At 56.3% G+C, this 13,778-nt stretch carries 14 protein-coding genes; 12 read left to right on the top strand and 2 right to left on the bottom strand.

The window, feature by feature from the left end:
- The first annotated feature begins 248 nt into the window (after nt 1–248).
- From ACQE2I_RS07660 to ACQE2I_RS07620, 9 genes are all read left to right on the top strand, one after another.
- Nucleotides 249–716, top strand: coding sequence for a MerR family transcriptional regulator (locus ACQE2I_RS07660; RefSeq protein ID WP_427030984.1), 468 nt, complete (start codon nt 249–251; stop codon nt 714–716).
- 93 nt (nt 717–809) lie between these two features.
- Nucleotides 810–1,979, top strand: coding sequence for an isovaleryl-CoA dehydrogenase (locus ACQE2I_RS07655; protein ID WP_427030982.1), 1,170 nt, complete (start codon nt 810–812; stop codon nt 1,977–1,979).
- 11 nt (nt 1,980–1,990) lie between these two features.
- On the top strand, nt 1,991–3,598 hold the full coding sequence (locus ACQE2I_RS07650) for a carboxyl transferase domain-containing protein (protein WP_427030981.1): 1,608 nt from the start codon (nt 1,991–1,993) through the stop codon (nt 3,596–3,598).
- A 12-nt stretch (nt 3,599–3,610) separates the two neighbouring features.
- On the top strand, nt 3,611–4,435 hold the full coding sequence (locus ACQE2I_RS07645) for an enoyl-CoA hydratase/isomerase family protein (RefSeq protein WP_427030979.1): 825 nt from the start codon (nt 3,611–3,613) through the stop codon (nt 4,433–4,435).
- Nucleotides 4,432–6,471 carry an acetyl/propionyl/methylcrotonyl-CoA carboxylase subunit alpha gene (locus ACQE2I_RS07640; protein ID WP_427030978.1) on the top strand — a complete coding sequence of 680 codons (2,040 nt, stop codon included), beginning with the start codon at nt 4,432–4,434 and terminating at the stop codon, nt 6,469–6,471. The genes ACQE2I_RS07645 and ACQE2I_RS07640 overlap by 4 nt, the downstream gene beginning before the upstream one ends.
- A gap of 12 nt (nt 6,472–6,483) precedes the next feature.
- Nucleotides 6,484–7,389, top strand: a complete 906-nt coding sequence (locus tag ACQE2I_RS07635; protein ID WP_427030977.1) for a hydroxymethylglutaryl-CoA lyase — start codon at nt 6,484–6,486, stop codon at nt 7,387–7,389.
- Nucleotides 7,390–7,477: 88 nt separating this feature from the next.
- On the top strand, nt 7,478–9,181 hold the full coding sequence (locus ACQE2I_RS07630; protein ID WP_427030976.1) for an AMP-binding protein: 1,704 nt from the start codon (nt 7,478–7,480) through the stop codon (nt 9,179–9,181).
- A 6-nt stretch (nt 9,182–9,187) separates the two neighbouring features.
- Nucleotides 9,188–10,015, top strand: coding sequence for a class I SAM-dependent methyltransferase (locus ACQE2I_RS07625; RefSeq protein ID WP_427031407.1), 828 nt, complete (start codon nt 9,188–9,190; stop codon nt 10,013–10,015).
- Nucleotides 10,016–10,092: 77 nt separating this feature from the next.
- Nucleotides 10,093–10,656 (top strand): hypothetical protein, encoded by a 564-nt coding sequence (locus ACQE2I_RS07620; RefSeq protein WP_427030975.1) that lies wholly within the window; start codon nt 10,093–10,095, stop codon nt 10,654–10,656.
- On the opposite strand, the gene ACQE2I_RS07615 is transcribed toward ACQE2I_RS07620, so the two are convergent.
- A complete protein-coding gene (locus ACQE2I_RS07615; protein ID WP_427030974.1) occupies nt 10,653–11,024 on the bottom strand; it encodes a hypothetical protein in 372 nt (123 codons plus the stop codon). The genes ACQE2I_RS07620 and ACQE2I_RS07615 overlap by 4 nt on opposite strands.
- Nucleotides 11,025–11,107: 83 nt before the next feature.
- Between ACQE2I_RS07615 and ACQE2I_RS07610 the strand changes: the two genes are divergently transcribed.
- Genes ACQE2I_RS07610 through ACQE2I_RS07600 form a run of 3 tightly spaced genes read left to right on the top strand, consistent with a single transcriptional unit; the run spans nt 11,108 to nt 13,481 of the window.
- Nucleotides 11,108–11,380 (top strand): Trp family transcriptional regulator, encoded by a 273-nt coding sequence (locus tag ACQE2I_RS07610; protein ID WP_427030973.1) that lies wholly within the window; start codon nt 11,108–11,110, stop codon nt 11,378–11,380.
- Between the two features lie 2 nt (nt 11,381–11,382).
- A complete protein-coding gene (locus ACQE2I_RS07605; protein WP_427030972.1) occupies nt 11,383–12,804 on the top strand; it encodes an anthranilate synthase component I family protein in 1,422 nt (473 codons plus the stop codon).
- Complete coding sequence (locus tag ACQE2I_RS07600; protein ID WP_427030970.1) at nt 12,801–13,481, top strand: anthranilate synthase component II; 681 nt, start codon at nt 12,801–12,803, stop codon at nt 13,479–13,481. The genes ACQE2I_RS07605 and ACQE2I_RS07600 overlap by 4 nt, the downstream gene beginning before the upstream one ends.
- A 17-nt stretch (nt 13,482–13,498) precedes the next feature.
- On the opposite strand, the gene ACQE2I_RS07595 is transcribed toward ACQE2I_RS07600, so the two are convergent.
- The gene (locus tag ACQE2I_RS07595; protein ID WP_427030968.1) at nt 13,499–13,774 is read right to left on the bottom strand and encodes a DUF1294 domain-containing protein; all 276 of its coding nucleotides are present in this window, start codon (nt 13,772–13,774) and stop codon (nt 13,499–13,501) included.
- Nucleotides 13,775–13,778 lie beyond the last annotated feature (4 nt).

The raw sequence follows: 13,778 nt of genomic DNA, 5'->3' as shown, positions 1-13,778 counted from the left end.
GAATTAATAAGTGATTTCAAAACATAATTATCAACCACTTATAGCTATTCAACGCATTTCAACTGTTAGCAACTATCACTTTACGTTAACGTAAACCTGTTTTAGCCTCAGTGGCAGTGTTCCATAGAAGGCATACCGTAAGAATGATTCTTAGGAATAGCTCTTAAGGCTAGCTCTTGGGACTAGCTCTTAGAAACGGATCTTAGGAATAATTCTTAACAACAATGCTTTTTTGAGAGAACGTCGCCATGAGCAGAACTTACTCGATTAGCGAGCTGGCCAGCGAGTTTGATTTAACTACCCGCAGTATCCGTTTTTACGAAGACCAGGAGTTACTTCACCCCAGCCGTCGGGGGCAGACCCGCATCTATAGCAGCAAAGATCGGGTACGCCTCAAGCTGACCATTCGAGGTAAACGGCTGGGGTTTTCTCTGGCCGAAATTCGCGAACTGTTCGAGCTTTGGGACGAAACCCGCAGCGGCAGTAAAAAGCAGTTGCACTTAATGCTTAGCAAAATTGGTGAACGACGCGCTGCCCTCGACCAGCAAATGAAAGACATTACCATGGTGCAGTTAGAGCTAGAGAGCGCTGAAATACGCTGCCGCCAGGCACTTGAAGAGTTATTCGAAAAAGAACCAAACGAAAAAAAGCATGAAGAGGAGCGTGCGGGTTCAAGCGGCGAAGCCACGGCTCCCTCCTCCTCCACGATGCACTGATTCGGCGCTTGGTTATCCGTGCCGCCAGCTCAACTTGCCGACACAGCTCAGCCAACATCATTAGCCAGTACAATTAACAACAGGTGATTGACCATGTTTTCACACTACTCAGAACTCAACTTCGGTCTTGATGACGAACTGAACATGCTGCGCGAGCAGGTCAACGCCTTTGCCGCCAGCGAGATTGCTCCCCGTGCGGCCGAAATCGATCGCAACAACGAATTCCCCAACGATCTGTGGAAGAAGTTTGGCGATATGGGGTTACTGGGCATCACAGTATCTGAAGAGGATGGCGGCAGTGGCATGGGCTATCTTGCCCACTGTATCGCCATGGAAGAGATCTCGCGCGCCAGCGCCTCGGTGGCGCTCTCTTACGGCGCCCACTCCAACCTGTGTGTTAACCAGATCAAGATCAACGCCTCCCCCGAACAAAAAGCCAAATATCTCCCCAAACTGATCAGCGGCGACCACGTGGGCGCTTTGGCCATGTCGGAACCCGGCGCAGGCTCGGACGTAGTATCGATGCAGCTGCGTGCCAAGCAGAATGGCGACCACTACATCCTTAACGGCAACAAGATGTGGATCACCAACGGCCCCGATGCGGATGTATTGGTGGTGTACGCCAAGACCGATCCCGAAGCCGGCTCCAAAGGCATCACTGCGTTTATTATCGAAAAAGGTATGCCCGGTTTCTCGACCGCTCAAAAACTCGACAAGCTGGGCATGCGCGGCTCCAACACCTGCGAGCTAGTGTTTCAGGACTGCGCCGTACCCGCTGAAAATATCCTCGGCGGCGAAGGCAAAGGCGTTCGCGTGCTGATGAGCGGCTTGGATTACGAGCGCACCGTACTCGCCGCTGGCCCGATTGGCATTATGCAGGCCGCCATGGACGTGGTGATGCCCTATATCCACGAGCGTAAGCAGTTCAACCAGTCGATTGGTGAGTTCCAGCTGGTGCAGGGCAAGGTGGCAGATATGTACACCACCTTGAATGCCTGCCGCGCTTACTTATACGCGGTGGCCGGTGCCTGCGACCGCGGCCAAACCTCACGTAAAGACGCCGCGGGGGTGATTCTCTACTGTGCTGAAAAGGCGACCCAAGTGGCGCTGGACTCTATTCAGCTACTCGGCGGCAACGGCTATATCAACGAGTATCCCACCGGGCGACTGCTGCGCGACGCCAAGCTGTATGAGATCGGCGCGGGCACCAGCGAGATTCGGCGGATGCTAATTGGCCGCGAACTGTTTACTGAAACCAAATAAAAGGCCGCGCCATGAGCACTGTGAATAGCCAGATCAACCCGCGCAGCGATGTGTTTCAAGCCAATGAAGCCTCGATGCTGGGTGAAGTCAAGAAACTGCGCGAACTGACCGCCGCCGTGGCCCAGGGTGGCGGTAGCAAAGCCCGCGAGCGCCATGAAAGCCGCGGCAAACTGTTTGTGCGTGACCGTATTGATCACCTGATTGATGAAGGCTCGCCGTTTTTAGAATTTTCCGCCCTCGCCGCTCACCATATTTACGACAGTGAGATTCCTGCCGCGGGCGTAGTCACCGGCATTGGCCGCGTTTCCGGCGTCGAGTGCGTGATTGTCGCTAACGACGCCACGGTAAAAGGCGGCACTTACTTTCCGCTGACGGTGAAAAAGCATATTCGCGCCCAGGAGATCGCCCGCAAGCATCGCCTGCCGTGTATCTATTTAGTCGACTCCGGCGGTGCCTTCCTGCCCAGGCAAGATGAAGTGTTCCCTGACCGCGACCACTTCGGGCGCATCTTCTATAACCAGGCGACCATGTCCGCCGAGGGCATTCCGCAAATTGCCGTGGTCATGGGCTCCTGCACCGCGGGCGGCGCTTACGTACCTGCCATGGCGGATGAGTCGATTATCGTTAAAGAGCAGGGCACGATTTTCCTGGGTGGCCCTCCCCTGGTAAAAGCCGCCACCGGTGAAAGCATCAGCGCTGAAGATTTAGGCGGCGCAGACGTTCACGCTAAAGTCAGCGGCGTCGCCGACCACTACGCGGAAAACGATGCCCACGCGCTGCAACTGGCCCGCGCCTGCGTGTCGCGGCTGAACTGGCAAAAGCGCGGCAAACTCGCTATGCAGGTGCCCAAGCCACCCAAGCTCGACCCTACTGAGCTATACGGCATTGTCGGCACCGACTTGAAAAAGCCCTACGACGTGCGCGAAGTGATTGGCCGTATTGTCGATGACTCCGACTTTGATGAGTTTAAGCGCTACTACGGCGAAACCCTGGTCACCGGCTTTGCCCATATTCACGGCTACCCGGTGGGCATCGTGGCCAACAACGGCGTGCTGTTTTCAGAAAGCGCGGTGAAAGGCGCGCACTTTATTGAGCTATGCGCCCAGCGCAAAATTCCGCTGATCTTCCTGCAGAACATTACCGGCTTTATGGTCGGTTCCAAGTACGAACACGAAGGGATTGCCAAGCACGGTGCCAAACTGGTGACTGCGGTGGCCTGCGCCAAAGTGCCCAAGTACACCGTACTGATTGGCGGCAGCTTCGGCGCCGGTAACTACGGTATGTGTGGTCGAGCCTACGACCCCAACCTGCTGTTTATGTGGCCCAACGCGCGCATCTCTGTGATGGGCGGCGAACAAGCAGCAGGCGTACTAGCCCAGGTTAAGCGCGAGCAGCATGAGCGCGAAGGCCGCGAGTGGAGCAAAGAGGAAGAAGAAGCCTTTAAGCAGCCCACCCGTGAGCAGTATGAGCATCAAGGTCACCCCTATTACGCCAGTGCCCGCTTGTGGGACGACGGCGTGATTGACCCGCTGCAAACCCGCGATGTGCTCGGCTTGTCATTAGCAGCTGCGATGAACGCAGAAGTCGAAGAGACACGCTTCGGCGTGTTCCGGATGTAAGGGGCGAATACGATGGCTTATTCAACACTGATGATCGAAAACGGCGTGGCGCGCCTGACCTTAAACCGTCCCGAGGTGCATAACGCCTTTGACGACAGCCTGATCGCTGAGTTAAATGCGCACCTTGACCAGTTGCATACGTTGGCTGAAGCAGGCGATGTGCGTGTGGTGGTGCTGGGCTCCGAAGGCAAAAGCTTCTCGGCGGGTGCGGATTTAAACTGGATGAAGCGTATGGTCGATTACGACCTGGAAGACAACCTCGCTGATTCCCGCAAGCTCGCCGCGCTGATGCATGGCCTGGACACGCTGCCCTGCCCCACGCTTTGTCGGGTACAAGGGGCCGCCTATGGTGGCGCGGTGGGGCTTGCCGCCTGCTGTGATGTGGTGATTGCTTCAGAGAAAGCTAAGTTCTGCCTCTCGGAAGTCAAGATTGGTCTTTCACCCGCCGTCATCAGCCCCTACGTGCAGCGCGCACTGGGCGAGCGGCAAATGCGCCGCTATGCGTTAACGGCAGAAGTGATGGATGCCGAAACCGCGCTTCAGCTCGGTTTAGCCCATCAGATGGTTGAACACGAAGCCTTAGACAGCGCCGTGGGTACCATGCTGACGACGCTATTAGCAGGCTCACCCCAGGCCCAGCGCGCTACCAAAGCGCTGATGGCGACGGTGGCTCAAGCGCCTGACAGTGACAACACCCGCGAACATACCTGCCAGGTCATCGCCAAGCTGCGGGTAAGCCAAGAGGGGCAAGAGGGTTTAGCCAGCTTTTTTGACAAGCGTCGCCCGGATTGGACGTCACCTGAAGAACACAATAACGCTGCGGAGCCACGCTCATGACGTTTATCCCAACCAAATTCGACACCTTACTGGTGGCCAACCGCGGCGAAATCGCCTGCCGAGTGATGCGTACTGCGCGCTGCATGGGCCTGAAAACCGTGGCGGTCTACTCCGATGCCGACGCCAGCGCCCGCCACGTTCGTGAAGCCGATGAAGCCGTGCGTTTAGGCCCTGCTGCAGCGCGGGAAAGCTACCTTAATATTGATGCCGTCATCGACGCCGCCAAGCGCACCGGCACCGGCGCTATTCACCCTGGCTATGGCTTTCTTTCTGAAAACGGTAGCTTTGTTAAAGCCCTTGAAGAAGCGGGTATTACCTTTGTCGGTCCGCCTGCTTCAGCGATTGCTGCCATGGGCGATAAGTCTGCCGCCAAAGCGCGTATGGCCAATGCCGGTGTACCGCTGGTACCTGGCTATCACGGTGATAATCAGGACGACGCTCTGCTCCGCGATGAAGCCGACAAAATTGGCTACCCGGTCATGCTTAAAGCCAGCGCCGGTGGTGGCGGTAAAGGTATGCGCGTGGTCGAATCAGGCGATGGTTTTCAAGCCGCATTAGACGGCTGTCGCCGTGAGTCAAAAGCGGCCTTCGGCGATGACCGGATGCTGATCGAGAAGTACCTGGTACAGCCGCGCCATGTGGAAGTGCAGGTATTCTGCGACCGTCACGGCAACGGCGTCTACCTGTTCGAGCGGGACTGCAGCGTTCAGCGCCGCCATCAAAAAGTCATCGAAGAAGCCCCCGCCCCGGGCATGACGGCAGAGCTGCGCAGCGCCATGGGCGATGCCGCGGTGCGCGCCGCTCAAGAGATTGGCTACGTAGGCGCGGGCACCGTCGAGTTCCTACTAGACATTGATGGCTCGTTCTACTTTATGGAGATGAACACCCGTCTTCAGGTCGAGCATCCGGTGACCGAGATGATCACCGGCCAGGATTTAGTCGAGTGGCAGTTGCGCGTCGCCATGGGCGAACCATTGCCCTGCTCTCAAGATGAGCTGACGATTACCGGCCATAGTTTTGAAGCGCGTATTTATGCCGAAGACCCGGATCAGGATTTCCTCCCCGCCACCGGCCTGCTAACCCGCTTCGCACTCGATTTAGAGGGCGCGGGTCTAAGCGGCGATCAGGTTCGTTTGGACAGCGGTGTAGAGAGCGGCGACGCGGTGTCGATGCACTACGACCCCATGCTCGCCAAGCTAATCGTTCACGGCGCCGATCGCGATGCGGCGCTGGCCACCCTGAACCGTGCCTTGGCGGCCTTGGATGTACAAGGTGTCGTGACCAACCGCGCCTTCTTAATGCGCCTGGCGACTCATCCTGGCTTTAAGAACGTCGAACTGGATACCCGCTTTATCGAGCGCAACGAAGCAACGCTGTTTGCAGCCCGCACTTACAGCAGGGAAGCCTACGCCAGTGCGGCGCTGATTGGCCTGAATCAGTTAGCCCAGGAGTGTGAAAGCGATTCTCCCTGGGACCGCCACGACGGCTTCCGCTTAAATGCCCCTCACACCATTCGTATTGCGCTTTGTGACCCGGCAGATGTAAAGGCCGCTGATAGTGACGAGGCGGTGGTGATCGTCGAAGGCAAACGCAGCGCGGGCGAAGCGTTGTGGAACCTGACTATCGGTGATGAAACCCTTACCGCTAGCCTACAGCCGCTTACTGGCGATGCGGTGGCCGTTACCTTGAATGGCCATCGCCGCCGCCTACAGGCGCGCCGCGATGGCCATGTGGTGGTGATGGCCGACCCCAGCGGCGAAACCCGCCTGTTCTGGCGGCGCATCGATGCCATCGATCATGGCCACCACGAAGCGGAATCCACCCTGACGGCTCCCATGAACGGCACGGTGGTGGCGCTTCTGGTGGAGCCTGGCGTTATCGTCGAGAAAGGCATGCCGCTAATGGTGATGGAAGCGATGAAAATGGAGCACACCATGACCGCCCCCGCCGATGGCAGCGTGGAGTCGTTCCACTTCCAGGCCGGCGACACCGTTAGCCAAGGCGCCGTACTGCTCGACTTTGCAGCTAACGAATAGGAGTCACTGCTTATGCCACTGCCTACCTCTGTAAAGCTGTTCGAGATGGCCCCCCGAGACGGCCTGCAAAACGAGCCGGGGGGAATAGTACCCACGGCGACCAAAATTACCCTGATTGAGCGGCTGGCCAAAGCGGGTATCAGCTATATTGAAGCCGCCAGCTTTGTATCACCTAAGTGGGTGCCGCAAATGGGCGATGCCGTAGAGGTGATGGCGGGCATTCAGCGCCAGCCCGGCGTTGTCTACTCCGCACTGACCCCCAACCTAAAAGGGCTGGAGAACGCCCTAACCGTGGGTGTTGAAGAAGTCGCGGTGTTTGGTGCCGCGTCAGAAGCCTTCTCGCAAAAGAACATCAACTGCTCGATTGCCGAATCACTGGCACGCTTCGAGCCTGTACTCAAGCGTGCCGGGGATGCGGGCGTGCGCGTGCGCGGCTACGTCTCCTGCGTATTGGGCTGTCCTTATGAGGGCGAGATCGCTCCTGAAAAGGTGGCCGACGTGGCCAAAGCACTTTATGAGATGGGCTGCTACGAAGTGTCACTAGGCGATACCATCGGCGTCGGCACACCGCTGGCGGCCAAGCGTATGATTGAGGCGACGCGCCAGCAGGTGCCTGTTGAATTTCTGGCCGCCCACTTCCACGACACCTACGGGATGGCGCTGGCGAACCTTTACGCCGTCATGGAAGAAGGCGTTAGCGTGATTGATGCGGCGACGGCGGGCCTGGGCGGCTGCCCCTATGCCAAGGGTGCTTCCGGCAACGTGGCCACTGAAGACGTGCTCTATCTGCTTGAGGGCCTAGGCATTGAAACGGGCATCGACCTCCAAGCGGTGATTGATACCGGCTACTGGATCACCGGCGAGCTAGGCCGCAAGCCCAGTTCCAAAGTAGCGCTGGCAAAAGGCGCTAGCCGTTAATGCTAATAGATGATAATAAAACCTATAAAAACAGCTAACTATTTTCTGCCTTCCCGTTCAGATAAAAAAAATACCGGAGAGACCTAACATGGCATCACTTGCTCTTAACCAACCCAGTTACTCCAGCAGCATGGCGGACAAACCGCTGCTGGGGATGACCATTGGCGACAAATTTGACCAAATTGCCGCGGAGTTCCCAGATAACGACGCCTTGATTGTGCTGCACCAGAATATTCACTGGAGCTATCGCCAGCTTCAGGAAGAGGTTAACCGCTGTGCCCGCTCCCTGCTGTCTATCGGTGTAAACAAAGGCGACCGGGTGGCCATTTGGGCGCCCAACTGTAGCGAATGGACGCTAACCCAGTTCGCCACCGCCAAAATTGGCGCTATTCTGGTCAATATTAATCCGTCTTACCGTACTCATGAGCTGGAGTACGCGCTAAATCAATCCAGCGCACGCTTTTTGGTCACCGCCAACAGCTTTAAAAACTCTGACTACACCGCGATGCTGTACGAATTGGCGCCGGAGCTAAACGCCTGCACTGAAGGTGAGCTGAAGTCGCAAAAGCTACCAGACCTCGAGTGCATTATAAATTTAAGCCACGAAAAGCTTAGCGGCATGTGGCGCTGGTCCGACTTAATGGGCGAGGCTAACAAAGTTACTCAAACCGATGTGGACGATCTTCAGGCAACGCTACAGTTCGATGACGCGATCAATATTCAGTACACCTCCGGCACCACCGGCTTCCCCAAAGGCGCCACACTCTCCCACCACAATATTCTCAACAACGGCTTTTTTGTGGCGGAAAGCATGGGCTTTACCAGCGAAGATCGCTTGGTTATCCCCGTGCCGCTTTATCACTGTTTTGGCATGGTCATGGGCAACCTGGGCTGCGTGACCCACGGCGCGACGATGATCTACCCGGATGAGGGCTTTGACCCAGGCAAAGTGCTCAAGGCAGTACACGAGCAAAAAGCCACTGCGCTGTACGGCGTGCCGACCATGTTTATCGCTGAACTTGATCATCCTGACTTTGCCGACACCGACCTTTCATCACTGCGTACCGGCATTATGGCGGGCTCCATTTGCCCTGCCGAGATAATGAAGCAGGTCATTAGCAAGATGAACATGAAGGGCGTGCAGATCGCCTACGGCATGACCGAAACCAGCCCGGTCTCGACCCAAACGGGTGCCAACGACAGCATTGAAAAGCGCGTTTCTACGGTGGGCCGCACCCAGCCCCACCTGGAAAACAAAATTGTCGACCCCGGCAACGGCGGTATTCTACCCCGTGGCGAAATCGGCGAGCTGTGTACGCGCGGCTATAGCGTGATGCTGAAGTACTGGAACAACGATAAAGCCACCGCCGAGGCCATCGACGAAGCGGGCTGGATGCATACCGGCGACCTGGCTACCATGGATAAAGAGGGCTACATCCAGATCGTCGGCCGCATCAAAGATATGGTCATTCGCGGCGGTGAGAATGTCTATCCCAAAGAGATCGAGGAGTTTCTCTACGCCCACCCGGCGATCTCAGAAGTGCAGGTCACCGGCGTGCCCGACAAGAAGTACGGTGAAGAGCTGATCGCCTGGGTAAAACTCAACAGCACGGCGGAAGATGTGACTGACGAAGAACTACGCGAGTACTGCAAAGGCAAGATCACTCACTTTAAAATCCCGCGCTACTTCAAGTTTGTTGACGAATTCCCGATGACCGTTACCGGCAAGATTCAGAAATTTAAAATGCGCGAAATTTCGATACAAGAACTTGGTTTGGATCAGGAGTCGTAAGTGACGATGGACTTCCCATCCCAGCGTTTAGCGAATCACTATCAGCGCGCCCTGCGCACTGATGAGGTACTAGCGCAAATAGATGCCCACTACCCCGCTGGCCCCACGCTGCATCAACTGGCCCCATTGGATCAGCTGCATATTGGTGGTGTGGCGGCATCCATTCGGCTGCTTGAGAGACTAGACCCTACAACGCATGTGAAAGTATTGGATATTGGCGCTGGGTTGGGCGGTTTGATGCGCCAAGGCGCTGCGTTGGGCTTTCAGATGACCGGGCTGGATATCACGCATGGCTTCAGTGCACTGAATAAGACACTAAGCTCGCGGGTTAATCAGCCTACCGCGCCACCACTCACCTGGGTAACCGGTAATGCCAGCGCCCTGCCATTTGCCGATAACAGCTTTGACGCCGTGCTGTTTCAGCACAGCCTGATGAATATGCCCGATGCCGCCAAGGCCATCGCTGAAAGCCTTCGCGTTCTTCGCCCTGGTGGGCAGGTAGTGATGCATGAAGTGGTCAGCGGGCCCAACGTGGCACAGCTTCACTACCCGGTTCCCTGGGCGGGCTCTCCGGAACACTCTCACTTGCTCACCGTTGCTGAGTTGAACAAGCTGCTTGCAGTAAGCGGCTTTTCGCTTGAGCACGTGGAGGATTGGAGCGACCTGGCCTTAGCATGGCGCCAGCGCCAACGCCAAAAAGAGCAAACACCACGGCAAACCGTGCTCTCACCTCAGTGGGTATTTGGTGAGCGATTTCTCACCATGGGCAAAAATTTAGTCGATAACCTGGCTAAGGGCGCAATTAAAGTGGTGGAAATCCAAGCCAGTTGCTAACCTGAAAGGAACGATTTCTGCTCCTTGCCCATGGGTATACGACAACATGTGGGTATAAAACAATAGGCGTACGAGAAATGCCAATCAATCGCTTGGCAAGCACCCTACTCTTCTGTTCCGCTCCCTGGTGTAGCGCCATTGCCGACGACACTCCGCCGGCAATGGCTTATGCCGCCTCCGACAGCGAACTTATGCAGCTCGATAACGGCGTTATCTTGGAGGGTAGCGACCTCAGCAGTTTGGATACTTATACCAGCGGCTTCCGCCTTACCGCAGGTTACAGCCCCTGGCGACTTCCGCAGTTGGATATTGGTGCTGAAATTGCCTACCGCGAAAGCGAAGACGTCCCCATCTCGTCCAGCGTTAACCCGCTTATCATGGATACACTCAGTTTGGGCGGCGCTATTGTCGCCGGTGTTCGCATGGGTGCTTTTAGCGTTTATGCGAAGTCCGGCATTACCGAATGGCGCGGCGAAAGCGACGTAAAAGGAGCCGACGAGGGCGGTACTGCAATGCTGCAAGGCTTTGGTGCCACCGTAACGATTAAACGCCTTGTCAGCCGCCTAGAGTACGAACGCATCGACGCCCCAACACTCAGTCACCTCAATATGCTAAGCGCCTCGCTGCATCTGCCATTTTAAACGTTATCGCGATGATGGTCGGGCGGTGTCCAGATAGGCACATCCTCCCGTTGCGGCTCGGGCCAGTCCTGCTGCATAGCACTATTCAGCGACTCTTCCAGCTTCATAAATAGCTCACCGTAGCGTGGGCTGAAGCTGATGCCTTCTTCGATCTCTTTCCAGGCTTCAAACAGTTCACCCTCATGGGCATCTTCGTTCTGTACAAACGCCCAGGTCATCTGCTTAGCTCGCATGGGGTGCACGCCCATGGCTGTCAGTGCGTGTCCGCCCAGTTCCAGCGCTGAGTGGTAGGTTTCACTGACCACATCGTCTGCGCCAGCATCCCGCAGTTGATAGCCATGCCCACGGTCGAACGCACGGGCCAGCACCGAGAAAGCGCTGCTTGACTTCCCAGAGCAATCAGGTAGCGTACTAGTACGTTAGTACATCACTAATTACTCGGTAGCGAACTATGCCTTCAAACGGCCACTATCAGGCTGAGCTAATCGACCACCTACTCTCCATTGATTCGCCTGAAGCAATGGATCGAGCGCTGGCGAGCCTGCTAACGCCTGCAGAGTACCAAGAAATCAGTAAACGCCTACAAATTTTTAAACTGCTGCGTGAAGGCGTGCCCCACCGCAAAATTGCCGAAACCCTGGGCGTGGGTATCGCCACGGTTTCCCGGGGCTCCCGCGCGTTAACTACGTTACCTTCTTCAAGCCCTTCTTCACGGACTGATTGATCATGACCACTGCTGACACGCTCGCCTCACCAGGCCCGCAGCCTTTTAAGCTGCCACGCAAGCCGCACTATGTGACCTTGGCGGCGGACTGCGACTTCTTTGCCCTATTCCAAAAAATCGAGCGTCGGTTTGATACCTGCTACATGCTGGAATCGCTTGGCGAAGATAGCCATATGGCGCGCCACTCGATTATTGGCTTTGACCCCGAGCACACGCTCTACGCCAACGGCAGCACGCTGACCATTGAAGACCGCAACGGCCATGCCAACCACTACCCAAGCGATAACCCTTATGAACTACTGCGCAGCCTGATCCCCCAGAATATTATTTCGCGTAAGTACGCGGGTGGCTTAAGCGGCTACCTTGGTTACGACGCGATGCAGTACTTCGAGCCATCGCTAACCTTAAAAGCCAGCGACGATTTCGACACCTTCCGCTTCGGGCTCTATAAAGATGGTTTGATCCTCGACAAGATGACTGGGGAAGTCACCTACTTCTATTACGACAATAGCCGCTACGACTTTCTGCAGACGCTGATCGATGCAGACGATGAGCCAGCAGGCCCGCTGAAAATCACCGCCTTAGGCGACACCATGAGCCAGGCAGAGCACGCCGAGGCGGTAGCCAAGGTGAAGCAGGATATTATCGACGGCAAGGTGTTCCAGTGCGAAGTTGGCTTTAAAAAACGCTTTAGTATTAAAGGCGATTCCTTAGCGCTCTATGAGCAGCTACGCACCATCAACCCGTCGCCGCAAATGTACTATGTGAAATTCGGCGAGCAGAAGCTGATCGGCGCAAGCCCTGAGCTTTTGTTCCGGCTGCGCCAGGGCGAGATGGAGACCTTTCCGCTGGCGGGCACTACCACCCGGGGTCAAACACCCCAAGAAGACACCCAGCTCGCTCGGGCGCTGCTCAACGACCCTAAAGAGATCGCCGAGCACAATATGATTGTGGATCTACACCGCAACGATATTGGCCGGGTAGCCCAGTTTGGCACGGTCAAAGTGCGCAGCTTGATGGATATCAAGCGCTTTAGCCACGTTCAGCATATCTCCAGCGAGATCGTCGGCATCATTGCCGAAGGCGAAGACATGTTCACAGCCCTGGCGAGCAATTTCCCGGCGGGCACGCTCACCGGCGCGCCCAAGATCGAGGCGATGAAGATTATCGATGATCTGGAAACCGACGGGCGCGGCCCCTACGGTGGCGCAGTGGGTCAGTTCTCGTTTAACGGCGACTGCACCTTTGCCATCCCCATTCGCACCGTGTTTGTGAACGGCGAACACGCCTATGTGCAAACCTGTGGCGGCAACGTGTTCGATAGCAACGCCGAGGATGAGTACGAAGAGATTCGCCGCAAGTTCGCTGGCACCCGCAAGGCCCTGGCCCCTTTTATGAGCACGGATATGGAGAGCCCCGTATGAAGGTGCTGATCATCGATAATTACGACTCTTTCACCTATAACCTCTACCAGTTTATTGGTGAGATTCTGACCACGGAGAAGAATCGCGGCGGGTTGCCTCATTTTGAGATCATCGTTAAGCGCAACAATCAGATCGATTTCAACGCCATCGAAGCCATGGCCCCGGACCGTATTATCATCTCCCCCGGCCCGGGCTCGCCGGATGACCCACGCTACTTTGGGGTGTGCGCCGAGGTGATCGGGAAATTGGGCAAAACCACCCCACTGCTGGGGGTTTGCCTGGGCATGCAGGGCATTGTGCATGTGTTCGGCGGCAAGGTGGTGAAAGCGCCGCTGCCGATGCATGGCAAGATCAGCCCGATCAACCACAATAACGCATCGGTGTTTAACGGCGTGCCCGACCAGCTTGAGGTAATGCGCTACCACTCACTGATTGCCGATGCGACTACCCTGCCCGAGTGCCTGGAAGTGACCGCCACCGTGGGCGCCCTGGACGCGGATAATTTTGAGCAGCGCAGCCGCTGGCAGGCAATGGGTGAATTCGAGCTGATGGGCGTTAAGCACCGGGAGTACCCGATACACGGCATTCAGTTCCACCCGGAATCGTTTGCTACCGAAGGCGGCAAGGAGTTGATCGCTAACTTTCTTTTCGCGCCCGACGATCAAGCCAAAGCGTAGGCACCAAGCTAGGGTGGCTAAACGAGGTTCAATGAAACCGTTAGCCACCCTGCACAGACCAGATTCACAACAACCGTCAGCCAGAACGTAACTTGAAAGGCGGTTTTCTGGGTTTTATGCCGCAGCCGCTGTTGAGCCAGGAACGCACCCGGCCAGCCACCCACTACCCCAAGCAGATGTAACGTTTTCTCACTCACCCGACGGCGGTTATTGATAGCCGCCTTTTTGTCGATGGCGTAGGTAATGTAAGCGAGCATGCTAACCACAGCGTAAAAGGCGACGATTGGGGTCACAGTG

Source organism: Halomonas sp. H2, assembly GCF_050215315.1.
Lineage (GTDB): Bacteria > Pseudomonadota > Gammaproteobacteria > Pseudomonadales > Halomonadaceae > Vreelandella.
The sequence above is the reverse complement of the archived record's forward strand: the minus strand, read 5'-3'. Positions and strand labels throughout refer to the sequence as shown.